This window comes from Yoonia sp. JB2-21, from assembly GCF_055693545.1.
Window position 1 is genome coordinate 1,120,884 of sequence record NZ_JBVFUC010000001.1, and the last position, 18,044, is coordinate 1,138,927.

Sequence of the window (18,044 nt, forward strand, 5' to 3'; positions counted from 1 at the left end):
CATCTGTCTGATCGTAGAAACAGCAGACAACCGACGATAAGTGGAGACCGATATGGCACGCGGCGCAGGCGGAACAGACGGCGGAACCGGCACATTCCTGATCGGGCTGATCATGATGGTCGGCGGCGGGTATCTGTTGTTGAACGGCATTGTGGTGCGGCCCAACTTTGGGATGGGGTCGCGTGTCTTCGGTGTCGGTGGCTTTACCATCACCTCAGGCATGGTGCTGATCCCATTTATGTTTGGCGTCGGGATGATTTTCTACAACTCCAGAAACTGGCTTGGGTGGGGGATCGCCGGGGCGTCACTGGTCGCGCTGATCTTTGGCGTTATCGCGAATATGACGCTACAACTGCAACGGATGAGCGCGTTTGATTTGATTGTTATACTGGTGTTGCTGGTTGGTGGGATTGGGTTGTTTTTGCGGTCGCTCAGGGCGGGCTAAATCAGGTCTCGACACAGATATCTGCGATACAGCCGACGGCGCGGATGACGACGATCGGTAAGTTGATGTTTCCAAGAAAAATCGAAATGATCCCTAAACTTAGCAAGGCCCGTCGCGCCGGGACAAGCGCGACGGGGTACGCCGATCAAAAGCTGAGATCGTCGTAGAGTGAGCCAACTTCAAATGTTTCGCCGAGTGCTCCTTCAGATTCCCAGATTGCAAAACCGGCCAATTTGGCATTTTGCACATCCCCAACTGCGCGGATACTCAGCGACCCGTCTTCAACGGTGACTTGTCCGACTAGATCAAGCGCGGTTTGAAAGCCTGCCTCTTCAGCGAGGTCCAGGTCGTTGAACACAAGTTCATCTTCAATATAGATGTCGATTACTCGTTTGCCTGCTGTTTGTGCGCCGCCCCAAATCTCGGCGAGGTTTAGTTCGACATCAAAGGTGCCGTTTGCGACGTCGGTTTCATAGCTAAGCGTCTTGGACCATTTTTCTGTCTGATAAAGACTGTCATCGGTTGTGCCAGCAATATCGGCATTCGTCGCAAATGCGCGACCGTTTTCAACGGCATCTGCTTCATACGCAACACCATTTGCGGCTGTGAAGGCGCCACCGCCTGCGTTCAGGGCGTAGACCAAGGTTGGCGCTTCCGGCGCCGTATGCTGGTCAGAGACATTCAGCACTGCAAACAACTCATCGTAGGAGGCAACTTCCCCTTCGGCTTGTGAGTTAGCGAACAAAAGGATTTGCTCGGTTCCATCGTCTGCAACGACGAAATTGGTGTCTACATCGACACTAATTTGTCTTTGGTTCACCGCAAAATTATACAGATAATCAAAGTCGTAGGTGGAGTTATCGCCCGCGATAGAGACCGTGTCTTCTTCGCTGAAGTCATTCACGGTGACAACGCCATTGTCCGCCGTTGGCGTAAGTTCAAAGGTGTCCGCTTCCGGTGTTCCTTCACGGGTAAATCCGTCCGTGACGTTCAACACCGCAAACAACTCATCGTATGCAGCAACCTCTCCTTCGGCTTGTGAGTTTGTGTAGAGAAGTATCTGTTCGTTACCGTCGTTATCGGTGACAAAGCCGGTGTCGACATCGTCTGCAATCTGTCTTTGGTTCACGGCAAAATTGTACAAATATTCAAAATCGTAGGCGTCGTCCGCGATAGAGACGAGATCTTCTTCACCAAAAGCATCAACGGTGACGATGCCGTCGTCTGCCGTGGCTGTCAGTTCGTAGGTTTGAACCGTGGAAGTGCCTGCATCTTCCAGCACAAAATTGTAGAGCGGACCTGTCCCGTCTTCGCGGTCACTTAGACCAAATTCAAGGGATCCGTCTGACGGATCATGCCCTGTTCCGACATTGATCGTGAAAACATTGTCGACCGTGTCGCGGTCGAAGATGTATCGGCCGTTGGCATCGCGCGGGCCATCATCATCATGAATAATGATAGGATAAGCCTGACCCATAAAGGTAACAGCATCAATATGGCGTCCGTTGCTCCATTCACCCTGCGTATCAAGCAAGCGGTCATAGTTGAATTCAAGATAAAGTTCTCCGCTGACCGGATCGTATGTTGCGACCGATAGAGGAGAATAGTGATCTAGCGCCAGTTCGTACATTTGCTTGCCCTTTCCGAAGCTCTGTCAGGTCAACATGCTGTTTGCATGACCGGTGTTCAGTCAATGGCAGGCGAAAGGTGTGTTGGCAGACGCAAGAACGCGCTTGTTTCGACAATCCGACTGAGCGGAAACTCTCGTAAGCAGTTTCCACAAATTTCGGTGTCAAGCCACGCAGGCGTCATCGGCTATACTATGGCCTAAAGAAGACATTTTTACAAATAATTTCAGCATCTTACAGATCACGAATATCGAAAAAAGGCGTCAGGCTGCGGCAGCAGCCATAACCCACGCGAAGAAGGCGCTCGCAGGGGCGCATCCCGCATGAGACATGGACGCAATCGCAGCGAAATCATATTTTGGCTGCGCAATCGATCGATGGTTATTCGGATTTTGCGCGTCCTCTGACGACCCCATCAATACCCAATCGCGCACCCATCTTTGCGCGGGTCGCTCCCCCTTCCAGCACCCCGTTTTCATGCAGCAGGATCGCTTGTGATCCGCCAATAGCTATTTCGGGCCGCTGCACGTTGTGCCCCAGATCGCTCAGCTCTGCTTTGACCGCATCGCTGTAGCCGTCTTCGACATTGAGCATGTCAAACTCGGCAAAGCATCGCGGCGCGTCCATCGCCGCCTGGGGTGACAGGCCGAAATCGGTGATGTTGCTGACGTACCGTGCGTGCCCCGTGGATTGGTACTGCCCGCCCATGACGCCGAAGGGCATCAGCACTTTGCCCTCTTTTTTCAGTATCGCAGGGATGATTGTGTGCATGGGCCGCTTGCCGGGGCCGACCTCGTTGGGGTGCCCCTCTTCCAACGTGAACCCCGCGCCCCGGTTCTGAAACAGGATGCCGAATTTGTCCGATGCGATCCCCGATCCGAACGAGTGGAAGATCGAATAGATGAGCGAGACGCACATACGGTCTTTGTCCACAACGGTGATGTAGATCGTGTCTTTGTGAACCGCCTCGGCCCCCGGCAACCCGGCGGGCATGGCTTTGCCGGGGTCGATGAGGGCGGCGAGGCTGGCGGCCGTGTCGGGCGACGTCATGTAATCCAGCCGCGTCATGTAGTCGGGGTCCGACAGGAAGCGGTTGCGGGTGTCATAGGCGAGTTTTGTGGCCTCCGCCTCGATGTGCGCGCGTGCGGCCCCCCATGGGTCCATCCCCCCGATGTCGAAGTGTTTCAGCATGTTCAGCAGCAGGATCGCCGTGGCCCCCTGCCCATTGGGCGGATGCTCGTACAGGTCCAGCCCGCCGTAGTCGCCCATGATTGGATCGGTGTAGTCGCAGGCCGTATTTGCGAAATCCTCCAGCGTGTGGCTGCCGCCCAGCGCCCGTAGGCTTGCGACCATGTCCTCGGCGACTTCGCCCTCATAGAACCCCTCGCGTCCGTCCATTGCGATCCGGCGCAAGACCTTGGCCTGTTCCGGTGCGCGGAACAGTTGGCCTGGCCGTGGCACCGCCGCGTTCAGCAAATAAAGATCGCGGGCATGACCAGAGAGGTTGTCGACCGCGTTCGCCCAGTCAAAGGCAACACGTTCAGCCACGGGAATACCGGCCTCAGCATAGTGAATGGCCGGGGCAAGTGCTGCCTTCAGACCCAACTTGCCCCAGTTTTTGGACAGGCGGCAAAATGCGTCAACCGCCCCAGGCACCGAAACAGCGTCCGCCGTATAAGGATCAATCACATCACCCTTGGCGCGCAGTTTTTCGGCATCAATTCCGGCAGGCGCACGCCCTGATCCGTTCAGGGCCACGACCCGATCTTCGCCGGGCGGCGTCATCAGCACAAAGCAATCCCCGCCGATGCCGGTCATTTGCGGCTCGCATAGCCCCAGCAGGACCGCCCCGGCGATAGCCCCGTCCATCGCGTTGCCGCCCGCTTCCATCATTTGCACCGCGACTTTGGCGGCCAAGGGGTGTGATGTCGCGCACATGCCGTTGGTGGCATAAACGGGTGAGCGGCCCGGGTGTTGGAAATTGCGCATGAGAGGTGTCCTTGTTCGCGTTGGGGTGAAACTAACGCACCAAACGGTCAGTGCAATGCCGGGGCCTGCATTTGGCACGGCTTCGGCATGGGGCATTGCTGCAAATTGATCGGTGACTTGGGCTTTTGCTTTGCGTCTCCAAAGTTTAGCCTAATGTCCAACAAGAGGAGAATTATGATGCGTGATGTGTATATTACCGGGGCGGCCCGCACGCCGATGGGCGGCTTTCAGGGTGTTTTTTCTGGTGTTGATGCACCCGTCCTTGGCGGGGCTGCGATCAAGGCAGCACTTGCACAAGCAGATGTTGCCACCGTCGATGAGGTATTGATGGGCTGTGTCTTGCCTGCTGGTCAGGGGCAGGCCCCCGCGCGACAGGCCGGATTTCTGGCAGGCCTTGACGAAAGCGTACCGGCGACGACGCTGAACAAGATGTGCGGCTCTGGTATGAGAACCGCGATGATGGCGTTTGACCAAATCGCTTTGGGTGGCGCCCAGACCATGGTTGCAGGTGGAATGGAAAGCATGACCAATGCCCCCTATCTGATGCCCAAGATGCGCGGCGGCGCGCGGATTGGGCACCAAACCGTGCAGGACAGCATGTTTCTGGACGGGCTTGAGGACGCCTATGACAAGGGCCGCTTGATGGGGACATTTGCCGAAGACTGTGCGGAAAAGTTCCAGTTCACCCGCGACGCGCAAGACCAATATGCGATCGCGTCCCTGTCCAACGCGCTGGACGCTGAGCGGTCGGGTGCGTTTGACAATGAGATCACGCCGGTGACCGTCCATGCCCGCACTGGTGAGGAGGTCATCACCCGTGATGAACAACCCGCAAAGGCCCGGCCCGAAAAAATACCAACCCTGAAGCCCGCATTCCGCCCCGATGGTACGGTCACGGCAGCGAATGCATCAAGCATTTCGGATGGTGCGGCGGCCTTGGTTCTATCGTCAGATCGCGGTGCAGCGCGCGCGCGTATTCTGGGCCATGCCAGTCATGCCCAAGCACCGGGATGGTTTACCACTGCCCCTGTCCCTGCTGCGCAAAAGCTGTTGGCCAACATCGGTTGGTCCGTCGATGACGTCGACCTTTGGGAAGTGAATGAGGCCTTCGCCGTTGTCCCTATGGCATTCATGCATGAGATGGGCATTGCCCGCGACAAGGTGAACGTAAACGGCGGGGCATGCGCTTTGGGACATCCGATTGGGGCTTCTGGCACGCGCATTATCGTGACCTTGCTTAACGCGCTGGAGACCCGCAATCTGACGCGCGGTGTCGCTGCCATATGTATTGGTGGCGGAGAAGGCACAGCAATTGCGATTGAGCGTCTCTAGGTTCTGGCGAAACCCGGGCCAAAGCGAGAGAACTTCATGAACGACACGACTGTGATGCGCGGCGTCATCTTGACCGGGCATGGTGGACCTGAGTGCCTGGAATGGCGCGAGGACTTGCCGCGACCTGTGCCCGCGTCCGGTGAAGTCCTGATCAAAGTGGCGGCTGCGGGCGTGAACAATACCGATATCAACACACGCGTTGGGTGGTATTCCAAAGGCGACGGCAATGCCGATGATGCCAGCTGGGCAGGAGCACCGCTGCAATTCCCGCGCATTCAGGGCATTGATGTCTGTGGGCATGTCGTCGCCGCCGGTGATGGCGTTGACCCATCACGCCTTGGTCAGCGTATCTTGGTCGAACCCTGCTTGACCGAGGCCAAAGGCCAGACTTTGGATCAGCCGTGGTTCTTTGGCTCCGAGTGTGATGGTGGATTTGCGGAATATTGCACTGTTGCGGCCCGTCACGCCTATCCGGTCGACAGTAGCCTTCGCAGCACCGCGCTGGCGTCCTTCCCCTGTTCCTATTCAACGGCTGAGAACATGCTGACGCGCACCGGCCTGCAAAAAGACGAGACCGTGCTGATCACCGGTGCCTCAGGCGGGGTGGGTTCTGCGGCGGTCCAGTTGGCAAAGGCGCGCGGCGCACATGTGATCGTGATTACAACGGCCAGCAAAGCACAATCCCTCATCGACATCGGCGCAGATCAGGCCATTGATCGTGACCGGGACTATCTTGAGGCTCTGGGTGCAAACAGTGTTGATGTCGTTGTAGATTTAGTCGCCGGCCCAAAGTGGCCGGCCCTTTTGGATGTCCTGCGCCCCAAAGGCCGGTATGCGGTTGCGGGGGCCGTTGCAGGACCAATTGTGTCGCTGGATGTGCGCACGCTCTACCTCAAGGACCTGAGCTTTTACGGCTGCACAGTGTTGGAACCAGAAGTGTTCGCCAATCTGGTCAAACTGATTGAAACGGGTGCGATCAAACCGCTTGTCGCGGCGACCTTCCCGCTCAGGGATATCAACGCGGCGCAGAGCGCCTTTACCGACAAAGCCTACACCGGCAAGATCGTGCTATCCGTCGCACATGACGAAGGAGCCTGACGCCATGCGTGTCAACTATGATGACCTACACCAAACGATTGCCGCATTGACGGAAGCTGAGGATGATCAGATCGCCCTGATGGCGACTGTGGCCTGCGAGGTCCATCACAGCGACGACCGTTTTGACTGGACCGGGTTTTACAGGGTCACGGCACCCGAAGTGCTAAAGATTGGCCCCTATCAGGGCGGGCATGGCTGCCTTGTCATTCCATTTCACCGCGGTGTTTGCGGTGCGGCTGCCCGAACTGGCGAGGTACAGCTTGTCCCGGATGTTGATGCCTTTCCCGGACATATCGCTTGTGCCAGCAGCACCCGGTCTGAACTGGTCCTGCCAGTTCATGACCGTACCGGTGCGCTAATCGGTGTCTTTGATATCGACAGCAACCAGCCCGACATCTTCTCGCATGACGATGTTGTGGGACTTCAGCGCGTGCTGAAACTTACCTTTGAAAAGTAGTGCATAGCTGACATACTCTTGGCGCGAACTGTGCAAAATAATACGAGAATGGGTAGGACAAACGACATGAACTGCAACGACGTTTTTTCATGGACCCTTGATGCCTGACGGTCGGATTACAGTTCCGACGCTTGGCGCCGATGTCCGTGCTTTGCGCAAAGCACGAAAAATGACTTTGGTTGATCTGGCGGACGCATTGGGGCGTTCTGTCGGATGGCTTAGTCAGGTAGAGCGGGACAAGTCACATCCAGCCATTCTCGACTTGGATCGCTTGGCCAAAGCACTTGATGTTTCAATCTCTAGCTTCCTTCAGGTCGGTGTCGCACCGGGAGAGGAAGGCCATATCGTCAGGTCCCATGCGCGCCGCCCGATTGGCAGCCGCACCGAAGGATTGACCGAAGCGTTGTTGTCGCCAGACCTGACCGACGACTTTGAGGTGATCCATTCAACATTTGCACCGGGGTCCAGCCTGCCAGAGCCATTGACACGCCCAACCCAAGAGGTCTGCTACATCGTCACCGGCAAGTTCGATATTTCGCTGGACGGTAAACGCTTTACCGTGGAAGCGGGCGACAGCTTTCGATTGCGCGGAGAGGAATTTCAGTGGTGGAACCCCTACCATGCACCGTGTGAGATCGTCTGGGTGATCTCACCCCCGGTCTATTGAGTTTGCCATGACACTGCATGGCCGTTGCGAATGTGGTTCTGTTGCATTTGATATCGCCAATGCGCGCGAAACGGTGACGTTTTGTCATTGCAGCCAGTGCCGCCGCACCAGCGGACACTACTGGGCCTCAACACGCGCCACTGTTGAAGATGTCACATTCACTTCTGACGCTGATTTGGCATGGTATCAATCGTCCGATACAGCACAGCGTGGATTTTGCAAAAAATGCGGTTCAAGTTTGTTTTATCAGCCCATTGGCGCAAATCACCTAGGGATTGCCGCAGGTTGCCTTGACCTGCCGACGGCGATGGCACCTGCTAAGCATATCTTTACCGCCGACGCTGGCGATTATTACACTATTCCGGACGATGCTCCGCACGTCCCCGACTAGAGAGAGCGATGAATATGGCTGAGTTCCCGACGACTGCGCGTGTTGTGATTATTGGTGGCGGTGTTGTGGGCGTATCTACACTCTATCACCTTGCCAAGATGGGCTGGACCGACTGTGTCCTGCTGGAAAAGAACGAGCTGACCGCTGGCTCTACTTGGCATGCCGCTGGCAACTGCCCGAACTTTGCCCCCAACTGGGCCGTGATGAACATGCAGCGCTATTCGCTGGATATGTACCGGTCGTTGGCGGATGAGGTCGACTATCCGATGAACTATCACGTGACCGGCGCACTGCGTCTGGGCCACACAAAGGAACGTCGGCAGGAATTTGAACGTGTCGCGGGCCAAGCCAAGGGTATGGGCCTGCCGCTTGAGATGATCGGCATTGATGAGGTCAAGAAATACAACCCATTTGTTGAAACGCATGATCTGTCTGCCGTCTTGTGGGACCCTCTGGATGGTGACATTGACCCCGCACAACTGACCCAAGCGCTGGCCAAAGGGGCCCGTGATCTGGGTGCCAAGATTGAGCGTTTTTGCCCAGCAACCGGCGTGACCCAGAAGGATAGCGGCGACTGGATTGTGCATACCGAAAAAGGTGACATCACCTGCGAAAAGGTTGTGAATGCCGCCGGTTACTATGCCGCCCGCGTGGGTGAGTGGTTCAAACCCTTCGGCGGTCGCGATGTGCCGCTGACGGTCATGTCCCACCAGTATTTCCTGACCGAGGAAATTGATGAGATCAAAGCCTGGACCAAGGAAAACGGCAAAAAGACCCCGATGATCCGCGATGTAGATAGTTCCTACTATCTGCGGCAGGACAAGAACGGCCTGAACCTTGGCCCTTATGAGCGGAATTGTAAGGCACACTGGGTCACCCCGGAAGACCCGATGCCGAATGACTTTAGCTTCCAGCTGTACCCGGACGATCTGGACCGTTTGGAATGGTATATTGAGGACGCGATGGAACGTGTGCCGGTACTGGGCACAGGTGGTGTTGGCCGCAATATCAATGGCCCGATCCCTTATGCCCCTGATGGTCTGCCGATGGTTGGCCCGATGCCCGGCGTGAAGAACGCGTTTGAGGCGCATTCCTTTACCTTTGGCATCGTCCAAGGTGGTGGCGCAGGCAAGGTCATGGCCGAATGGTTGACTGAAGGCGAGACCGAGATGGATATGTGGTCCGTCGATCCGCGCCGTTACACTGATTATGCGGACGAAGACTACTGTCATGCCAAGGCACTCGAAACCTATGGCCATGAATATGGCATGCACTTCCCCCACAAGATGTGGCCTGCTGGGCGTGACAAGAAGCTGTCACCCGTAGACGCGAAGGTTCGTGCGCTGGGTGGCCAGATGGGCGCTTACAACGGATGGGAGCGCGCCAATTGGTTTGCCAAAGATGGCGATGATACCTCTGTCGAGACGACCGAGACGTGGGAACGTGAAGGCCCATGGAAAATCCGTGTGAAGGAAGAGTGCGAGGCCGTCCGCGATGGCGTCGGCGTTCTGGACCTGCCCGGTTTCTCGCGCTTCAATCTGGAAGGTGAAGGCGCTGCTGAATTCCTACGCGGCATGATCGCAGGTGCGCTGCCCAAGATCGGGCGCATGAATCTGGCGTATTTCCCCGATAGCCAAGGCCGCATCCTGACCGAGATGTCATTGATCCGCCATGCTGAGGATCATTTCACACTGATCACTGCGGCCTCGGCCCAATGGCATGACTATGACATTTTGGACAAATATCTGCCCAAGGGTCTGACGCTGACGGATATCACACGCGATTTCTCGACCCTGATCGTGACCGGCCCCAAGGCCCGCGATCTGTTCACCGCGATGGGCACGGATGCTGATCTGACCCTTGGCTGGTTGACGCATCAATCTGCCACGGTTGCAGGCCAGCCTTGCAAATTGGCCCGTGTCAGCTTTGCCGGTGAGTTGGGTTGGGAAATTCACGCCCGTATGGACAAGATGCCAGCGCTGTATGATGCGGTTCTTGCCGCTGGGGCGACGCCATTTGGCATGTTCGCGCTGAACGCGCTGCGCATTGAAAAGGGCTATCGCGCGTGGAAGGGCGATCTGTCCACCGATTACACCCTGCTGGAAGGTGGGATGGAGCGGTTCGTGAAGTTTGACAAGCCGCAGGATTTCCCCGGCAAGGCCGCTTTGCTGAACGAAAAGCAGCAAGGTCGCAAAAAGGGTTTTGCAATGCTGACAATCGACAACCCCGGTCCGGCGGATGCGCCATATATGTCGCCGATCTGGGTGGGTGATGAAAAGGTTGGCGAAACCACCTCGGGCGACTGGGGGTTCCGTGTGAACAAATCCATCGCACTTGGCATGCTGCGGTCGGATGTGAATACACCCGGCGGCAAGGTCGAGGTTGAAATTTACGGAGAGCGCTACACAGCGACAGTCGAAGGTGATCAGCCGTTGTGGGATCCGCAGAACGAACGTATTCGCGCCTGATGCTGACCGCACCGATGAAAGACCTGATCGCCACGTTCCCTTTAGGGTTCGTGGCGACAGTGACTCCGGACGGTGCCCCAGCCGTGTCGCCGAAGGGCACTTTTGTCATCCTTGATGATCACACGCTTGCCTATGGCGATATCCGGTCGCCCGGCACCCGCCGCAATCTTGCTGGAAATCCGTCAGTTGAGATCAACTTTCTTGATCCGTTCAAGCGCAAGGCGGTGCGCGTCAGTGGCACAACGGTTCTACACCCCAAGGGAACCGATCAGTTTGCACAGATGCACCCCCAATGGCTGGCGGTATTTGGCGATCTGGCGAAGCGAATTTCTTCGCTTGTACAGATAGACATAACTGCCGCTTCTGAGATATGGACTCCTCCTTATGATGATGGCGTCACGGAAGATGACCTGATTGCCATCTACAAAGATAAATTCGGAGCCATCTATCCGTGACAGACATTATCTTCCTTGACGGCGGTATGGGCCAAGAGCTTGTGCACCGTGCAGGCGATCGTCCAACACCGCTCTGGTCGACCCAAGTGATGATCGACCACCCCGGTCTGGTGGCGAAAGTGCATGCCGACTATGCGCGCGCCGGGGCAACGGTGCACACGACCAACACCTATGCGATCCTACGAGACCGGTTGGACGGCACCGGCATGGAAGGCAAGTTCGAAGCGCTCTACGCAGCCGCACTCGACGAAGCCAAAGATGCGGGTGTCCTTGCCGGATCAATTGGCCCGCTTGGCGCGTCCTATCGCCCCGATCTTTTGCCACCACATGACACCGCCGTCGCAATCTATTCCGAGGTTGCCAATATTCTTGCCCAGCGCGTCGATCTGATTATCTGTGAAACCGTTGCATCGGTCGCGCATGCGCGTGCAATCCTCGCGGCGACTGTTGCGACAGGCAAACCCGTCTGGCTGTCGATGACAGTCAATGATCAGGACGGTACGCTGCTGCGGTCTGGCGAACCATTGGCGGATGTTCTGCCGATTGCGGGTGAGGCTGCGGCCCTTTTGGCCAATTGTTCGTCGCCAGAGGCGATTGATGCCGCCGTGGGTGTGCTGGCAACTGGCGACAAACCTTTTGGTGCCTATGCCAACGGCTTTACCCAAATCAGCGAAGGGTTCCTGCGCTCCAAGCCAACCGTCGACGCCCTGCGCGCCCGCGAAGACATGGGGCCAGAGGCATACTCCGCGTTTGCGATGGGATGGATCGCGAAGGGCGCCACGATCGTTGGCGGCTGTTGCGAAGTTGGCCCCACCCATATCGCCCACATGGCCGGCGAGATCGCAGCAGCTGGTCATCGTGTCGTCGCGCCATGACGGCGACTTGCGTCTTTGATGTTTTTGTCGCTGACGGGTTTATTCTGACGGAATTCGCGGGTGTGGTCGAAGTGCTTCGTCTGGCCAACCGCATCAATGGCAACCCGCTATTTGATTGGCACGTTCGGTCCACCAACGGTGGTACTGTGACCGCCAGTAGTGGTGTCACGGTCGCATCAACCCCGCTGCCGGCGCGCCCGGAAGCTGACTATTTATTTGTGCTTGGCAATTCGGACCCCAATTGCCCCGATTTGTCGATGAGCGGCAAGATATCTGCCTACACCAGCCGTCAGGCCCGGGTAGTTCTGCTGTCAGAAGCCGCAAGCCGCTATATCGCCGATATCAAGGATGACGCTGGCAACCACACCACCCATTGGGAAAATCGTGCGGTTCTGATGGAGCGGCTGGGCCTTTTCGACACCAAAGCAACTTTGGCCGTGGATACAGGTGCGATCATCACATGCGCCGGCATGGGGTTCACCTTTGATATCGCCTTGTCCATCGCAGGCCAGCACGCCTCTTCTGCCACGATGACAACGGTTGCCGATATCCTGCTGCATGAACGGGTCCGGCATTTCAATACGCTCCAACCCTTTTCTGGCAAAGAAGTCACGACGACAGGTGATGCGGCGCTGGATGCCTGCATCGCCTTGATGCAGGACAACATGGAAGTTCCCCTGCCCATCAGTGAAATCGCGACAAAAACCCGGCTGTCGAAACGCTCTTTGGAACGCAAGTTCAACCGCCTGATGAAGACCACCCCCAACGGCTACTACCGCGGGCTGCGGTTGAACAAGGCCAACAATCTGCTGCTTAATACCGATCTGCGGATCAATGAGATCGGGCTGGCCTGTGGTTTTCCAAGCGGGTTTACAACAATTTATCGGCAGGCCTTTGGGATGACACCAAATGCGGCCCGCAAGAAAGGTCGCAGGCAATAGTGAGTTTGCGCCAAGACTGGCGTTTTTGCAGCAGAGTAATATTTTGCAAACTGACACAAAAAAGAGTGCTCTTTAGTCAACGGGAATCGCGTCCATGCCTACACTTCCAAATCACGCGCGTGTCGTCATCATTGGTGGCGGGGTTATCGGTTGTTCAGTGGCCTATCATTTGGCCAAACTGGGATGGAAAGACGTTGTCCTGCTGGAACGTAAACAACTGACGTCTGGCACCACATGGCACGCGGCTGGCCTCATTGCGCAACTGCGTGCGACGGCGAATATGACGAAGCTCGCGAAATATAGCCAAGAGCTTTATGGCAACCTGGAAGAAGAGACTGGCGTTGCGACGGGTTTCAAGCGCTGTGGCTCGATCACTGTTGCTCTGACTGACGAACGTAAGGAAGAGATTTTTCGCCAAGCAGGCATGGCCCGTGCCTTTGGCGTCGACGTAGAAGAGATTTCGCCGGAAGAGGTGAAAGCCCGCTACGAGCACCTGAACATTGATGGTGTGACCGCTGGTGTTTACTTGCCCAAAGATGGCCAAGGTGACCCTGCCAACATCGCACTGGCGCTGGCCAAAGGCGCCCGTCAAAACGGCGCGTTGGTCGCGGAACGCACCAAAGTCACGAAGATCAACAAAGAAGGCCGCCGGGTTCAGTCTGTTGAGTGGGAACAGGGTGGCGACACCGGCACCATCACCTGCGATATGATCGTGAACTGTGCAGGTATGTGGGGCCATGAGGTGGGGCGCATGGCGGGCGTGAACGTGCCTTTGCACGCCTGCGAACATTTCTACATCGTGACTGAGGCGATTGAGGGGCTGACCCAGATGCCCGTTCTGCGCGTGCCGGATGAATGCGCATACTACAAAGAAGACGCAGGCAAAATGCTCTTGGGCGCGTTTGAGCCTAACGCAAAGCCTTGGGCGATGGACGGCATCCCTGCCGATTTTGAGTTTGACCAGCTGCCTGAAGACTTCGATCATTTTGAACCGATCCTAGAGGCCGCTGTTGAGCGTCTGCCCATGCTGGCCGAGGCTGGCATCCACACGTTCTTTAATGGCCCCGAGAGCTTTACCCCCGACGATGCCTACCACCTTGGTCTGGCGCCTGAGATGGACAACGTCTGGGTCGCTGCTGGCTTTAACTCTATCGGTATTCAATCTGCCGGTGGCGCAGGTATGGCCCTGTCGCAATGGATGGACAGCGGCGAAAAACCGTTTGATCTGGGCGACGTGGATATCAACCGCATGCAGCCGTTTCAGGGCAACAAGACCTATCTGTTTGAACGGTCCAAAGAAACGCTGGGCCTGCTTTACGCCGATCACTTCCCCTTTCGCCAAAAGGCGACCGCGCGCGGTATCCGCCGCACGCCGTTCCACGAACATCTGCTGGAACGCGGTGCTGTCATGGGCGAATTGGCCGGGTGGGAACGTGCCAACTGGTTCGCCCGCGAGGCCCAGAAGGCCGAATATGAATACAGCTGGTCGCGTCAGAACTTTTTCGACAACGTCCGCGAAGAGCATATGGCCGTGCGCCAGAACGTCGGCATGTATGATATGTCGTCCTTCGGCAAAATCCGCGTTGAAGGCCGCGACGCGATGGCCTTTATGAACTACGTGGGTGGTGGCGACTACGATGTGCCCGTGGGCAAGATCGTCTATACGCAGTTTCTGAATACCCAAGGCGGGATCGAGGCGGATGTGACCGTCACAAGGATTGAGGAAAACTGCTATCTGGTGGTGACCCCTGCGGCGAGCCGCCTTGCCGATCAGACATGGATGCGCCGTCATCAGGGTGATTTCAATGTAGTGATCACCGATGTGACAGCGGGCGAAGGCGTGCTGGCGATCATGGGCCCCCGGTCGCGTGAGTTGTTGCAGGCGGTGTCGCCCAATGATTTCTCGAATGAGGTGAACCCGTTCGGCACAGCGCAAGAGATCGAGATCGGCATGGCCGTCGCCCGTGTACACCGCGTGACCTATGTGGGTGAGCTGGGATGGGAAGTTTACGTGCCATCCGACATGTGTGGCCATGTCTTCGAAACCTTGGCAACTGCCGGGTTTGATTTTGGCATGCGTCTGTGCGGGATGCATATGATGGATACCTGCCGGATGGAAAAAGGCTTCCGTCACTTTGGCCATGACATCACATCAGAGGATCACGTTCTGGAAGCGGGCCTTGGCTTTGCGGTGAAAACCGACAAGCCCGACTTCATTGGTCGTGATGCCGTGCTGCGCAAGCGTGAAAATGGGCTGGAACAGCGTCTAGTGCAATTCATGCTGACCGATCCTGAACCGCTGCTCTATCACAATGAACCGATTGTCCGTGATGGCAAAACGGTCGGCTACCTGTCATCGGGCGGCTATGGCCACCACCTTGGGGCCGCGATCGGCATGGGCTATGTGCCTTGCAAGGGTGAAAGCGTGGCCGAATTGCTGGCCAGCGACTTTGAGATCGATGTGATGGGGACACGGGTCAAGGCGCAAGCGCAGCTGAAACCGCTTTATGATCCGAAAAGTGAGCGGGTGAAGGTCTAACGCGGGTCGTCGATTGCGGGGGCAGTTGCTGTCAGATGGTGTTGTCGTCGTACGATGGGTTTCAGTCCAAAATACGCTCAGCAGCGGGGCGGCCAGCACCCCACTTCAGCCCCCACAAGATGCGCAGACCGCCCGTTGGACCCGATATAATGGTCAGTTAACGCTTGACTTTTGCACGTCCCGATTGCGTTAGTAGAGCAGATGTTGGGGGAACAGCGTGCCATTCTTATGGGTGTATAGTCCAAGCGATTTTGTTCAGCCGCCGCCGGCTGAGTCTGGCGGAGCTGCAGCGGGAACGCCGGTTTTTACGCTAACACTGGCAGCAGGTGCGACGCCCACACTTGTCGAAATTACAGACAATACAGATACCGTTTTTGACGAAACTGGGACTGAGGAAACTCTGACCAACGCAATTGATTTGGATGGCACACCATATGCCGCCGGGACGACCATTCATACGTCATACGATCTCATCAACACGGGCTCTGGGCACAAAGTTACTGGCATTCATTTTGGGGGTGACGGATTCCAGCAAGGCGCGATCCAAGGCTTGGCATCGTCGATTGAACTGGTCCCCGGCGTCCCATACACATTCAACACCGAACGCACCTCATTCAATCAAAACAATCAGTTCACAGACTACTTCGCGTGTTTTGTTGGTGGCACCCTTATCGAAACTGATCAAGGTCCGGTCCCCGTAGAAAACCTTAAGGTTGGTCAGAAAGTCATCACGGCGGATGGGACCGCCAAACCGCTCCGTTTGATCCTGACACGAGAACTGTCATTGGCAGAACTGACAGAGAAACCCAATCTTCTACCCGTCAGAATAGCGGCAAAAGCACTGGGTCAGGGCCTGCCTTACCGTGATTTATTCGTTTCGCCGCAGCATAGAATGGTGATCTTTTCCCCTATTGCAGAGCGCATGTTTGGTACTGACGAAGTATTTGTCGCTGCAAAGAAACTCTCAGAGCTTCCCGGTATAGATATACAGCCAGCAAGTGCGGGCATTGCATATTTTCATCTTCTATTTGACCAGCACGAAGTCATTTTTGCCGAGGGGGCACCAACCGAGAGTTTTTTCTGCGGGAAAATGGCATTGGCGGCGTTGCCTGACGAAACCAAGCAAGAGATCTTCGCGCTCTTCCCGTCGTTGTTGGATGCATCTCTGACCACAATAAGTGCCCGCACGATACCCAACGGATTACGTCAAAAAAAGCTGGTTCTGCGCCATCTCAAGAACAACAAACCGCTCCTGGATGAACGAACAGCAAAGCGGCTGATCTGACGCTTGGATGCATATTCAACGGTCTGTTGCTTCAGAAAATACTCTTTTGTCTGAACGGTAGTCATTGGCCGCGGAGTGGGCAAAGTCGCTGATATCGCGCCCTACACCCACTTTTCCCATGCGCTGATCCTTACGGATCAACCAGTGCCGTTGGCCCCAGCGCGTTCAGCCCTTTGAGAATATCAATCGCATAGGCCAGTTGATAGTCATCTTCACGCAGTGCTGCTGCCGTTTCGGCCCGTGCCCGATCTTCTTCGATCTGACGGATTTCGTCCTCGGTCAGACTGTCGTTTTCCAGCGATCCGCGCAGGCCCGCCTCTGACCGCTGTGCAGCATCTTCGTCTTCTTCAACCTCGTCCAGACTAGACTGAGGTTGTTCGACAATAATGTCGGGCGAAATGCCGAGCGACTGGATCGAGCGACCCGAGGGCGTATAGTAGCGGGCGGTTGTCAGGCGCATCGCACCATCTTGGCTAAGCGGCACAACGGTTTGGACCGATCCTTTGCCAAATGAATTTGTTCCCACAACAATCGCGCGACGGTGATCCTGTAACGCCCCTGCCACGATTTCGGATGCCGAGGCAGAGCCACCATTGATCAAGACGACGATCGGCTTGCCCATCGCCAAATCACCGGGGCTGGCGTTAAACCGGTCCCCATCTGCGGCTTCGCGTCCGCGGGTCGAGACGATTTCGCCCGCATCAAGGAAAGCGTCCGACACATAGACCGCCTGACTGAGCAGGCCGCCGGGGTTGTTGCGCAGATCAAGAACGAACCCATCGACATTTTCGATGCCCCCTGCCGCAGCGATCTGTTCGTCGATCCCTTCGCGCAAATTGGGGAAGGTTTGTTCGTTAAAGGTCGTTACCCGCAGGACAACGGCGTCGCCCTCGGTCCGACTGCGCACCGCAGTCAGTTTGATGGTGTCGCGAATAATCGAGACATCAAATGGTTCAGGCTCGCCTTCGCGCACGATTGTCACGATGATTTCCGCACCGACAGGCCCACGCATCAGGCGCACGGCGTCGTCCAAGGTCAGACCAAGTACGCTTTCACCGTCAACGGCAGTGATAAAGTCCCCCGCCAGAACGCCCGCAGCTTCCGCCGGGGTGCCGTCCATTGGCGAGACGACCTTGACCCACCCTTCTTCCTGCGTAACCTCAATACCAAGCCCACCAAATTCGCCTGATGTGCTGACGCGCATGCGCTGTGCGGCCTCTGGCGACAGATAGCTGGAGTGTGGATCAAGTGACGTCAGCATGCCGTTGATCGCAGCCTCGATCAGCTCCCGGTCATCAACCTCTTCAACATAATTCGACCGTATCCGTTCAAAGATATCGCCAAAAAGATCAAGTTGTTCGTAGACGCTGGTATCTGATTGCGTGTCTTGCGCCAAAAGCGGCCCTGCCACCTGCGTCGTCGCAACCAATCCAAATGCAGCGCCACCAACGGCAGCCAGTATCAACTTCTTCAT

At 56.4% G+C, this 18,044-nt stretch carries 14 protein-coding genes and 1 pseudogene; 12 read left to right on the plus strand and 3 right to left on the minus strand.

From position 1 onward, the window contains the following. Positions 1 to 52: 52 nt before the first annotated feature. On the plus strand, positions 53 to 445 hold the full coding sequence (locus ACZ1G5_RS05625; RefSeq protein ID WP_472731913.1) for a hypothetical protein: 393 nt from the start codon (positions 53 to 55) through the stop codon (positions 443 to 445). 145 nt (positions 446 to 590) lie between these two features. Here ACZ1G5_RS05625 and ACZ1G5_RS05630 read toward each other — a convergent pair whose 3' ends face one another. Both ACZ1G5_RS05630 and ACZ1G5_RS05635 read right to left on the minus strand, forming a co-directional pair. After that, the gene (locus ACZ1G5_RS05630; protein WP_472731914.1) at positions 591 to 2,075 is read right to left on the minus strand and encodes a malectin domain-containing carbohydrate-binding protein; all 1,485 of its coding nucleotides are present in this window, start codon (positions 2,073 to 2,075) and stop codon (positions 591 to 593) included. 413 nt (positions 2,076 to 2,488) lie between these two features. Further along, positions 2,489 to 4,062, minus strand: a pseudogene (locus ACZ1G5_RS05635) (gamma-glutamyltransferase family protein). Between the two features lie 177 nt (positions 4,063 to 4,239). Between ACZ1G5_RS05635 and ACZ1G5_RS05640 the strand changes: the two are divergent. From ACZ1G5_RS05640 to ACZ1G5_RS05690, 11 genes are all read left to right on the plus strand, one after another. Next, positions 4,240 to 5,394 carry a thiolase family protein gene (locus ACZ1G5_RS05640; RefSeq protein ID WP_472731915.1) on the plus strand — a complete coding sequence of 385 codons (1,155 nt, stop codon included), beginning with the start codon at positions 4,240 to 4,242 and terminating at the stop codon, positions 5,392 to 5,394. Positions 5,395 to 5,430: 36 nt separating this feature from the next. Next, positions 5,431 to 6,492, plus strand: a complete 1,062-nt coding sequence (locus ACZ1G5_RS05645) for an alcohol dehydrogenase family protein (RefSeq protein WP_472731916.1) — start codon at positions 5,431 to 5,433, stop codon at positions 6,490 to 6,492. A 4-nt stretch (positions 6,493 to 6,496) separates the two neighbouring features. Then, complete coding sequence (locus ACZ1G5_RS05650) at positions 6,497 to 6,949, plus strand: GAF domain-containing protein (RefSeq protein ID WP_472731917.1); 453 nt, start codon at positions 6,497 to 6,499, stop codon at positions 6,947 to 6,949. Positions 6,950 to 7,049: 100 nt separating this feature from the next. Beyond that, positions 7,050 to 7,616: a helix-turn-helix domain-containing protein gene (locus ACZ1G5_RS05655; RefSeq protein WP_472731918.1), complete on the plus strand. Its 567-nt coding sequence runs from the start codon at positions 7,050 to 7,052 to the stop codon at positions 7,614 to 7,616. A gap of 7 nt (positions 7,617 to 7,623) precedes the next feature. Further along, on the plus strand, positions 7,624 to 8,007 hold the full coding sequence (locus ACZ1G5_RS05660; RefSeq protein ID WP_472731919.1) for a GFA family protein: 384 nt from the start codon (positions 7,624 to 7,626) through the stop codon (positions 8,005 to 8,007). Between the two features lie 14 nt (positions 8,008 to 8,021). Continuing rightward, on the plus strand, positions 8,022 to 10,475 hold the full coding sequence (locus ACZ1G5_RS05665; RefSeq protein WP_472734281.1) for a GcvT family protein: 2,454 nt from the start codon (positions 8,022 to 8,024) through the stop codon (positions 10,473 to 10,475). Further along, positions 10,475 to 10,930 (plus strand): pyridoxamine 5'-phosphate oxidase family protein, encoded by a 456-nt coding sequence (locus tag ACZ1G5_RS05670; RefSeq protein ID WP_472731920.1) that lies wholly within the window; start codon positions 10,475 to 10,477, stop codon positions 10,928 to 10,930. Before ACZ1G5_RS05665 ends, ACZ1G5_RS05670 begins: the two co-directional genes overlap by 1 nt. Next, on the plus strand, positions 10,927 to 11,805 hold the full coding sequence (locus tag ACZ1G5_RS05675; protein ID WP_472731921.1) for a homocysteine S-methyltransferase family protein: 879 nt from the start codon (positions 10,927 to 10,929) through the stop codon (positions 11,803 to 11,805). The genes ACZ1G5_RS05670 and ACZ1G5_RS05675 overlap by 4 nt, the downstream gene beginning before the upstream one ends. Next, positions 11,802 to 12,746 carry a GlxA family transcriptional regulator gene (locus tag ACZ1G5_RS05680; RefSeq protein WP_472731922.1) on the plus strand — a complete coding sequence of 315 codons (945 nt, stop codon included), beginning with the start codon at positions 11,802 to 11,804 and terminating at the stop codon, positions 12,744 to 12,746. The genes ACZ1G5_RS05675 and ACZ1G5_RS05680 overlap by 4 nt, the downstream gene beginning before the upstream one ends. A 94-nt stretch (positions 12,747 to 12,840) precedes the next feature. Beyond that, positions 12,841 to 15,285: a GcvT family protein gene (locus tag ACZ1G5_RS05685; protein WP_472731923.1), complete on the plus strand. Its 2,445-nt coding sequence runs from the start codon at positions 12,841 to 12,843 to the stop codon at positions 15,283 to 15,285. Positions 15,286 to 15,502: 217 nt separating this feature from the next. Continuing rightward, a complete protein-coding gene (locus ACZ1G5_RS05690) occupies positions 15,503 to 16,570 on the plus strand; it encodes a Hint domain-containing protein (protein ID WP_472731924.1) in 1,068 nt (355 codons plus the stop codon). Between the two features lie 130 nt (positions 16,571 to 16,700). Here ACZ1G5_RS05690 and ACZ1G5_RS05695 read toward each other — a convergent pair whose 3' ends face one another. Continuing rightward, positions 16,701 to 18,044: a S41 family peptidase gene (locus ACZ1G5_RS05695; RefSeq protein WP_472731925.1), complete on the minus strand. Its 1,344-nt coding sequence runs from the start codon at positions 18,042 to 18,044 to the stop codon at positions 16,701 to 16,703.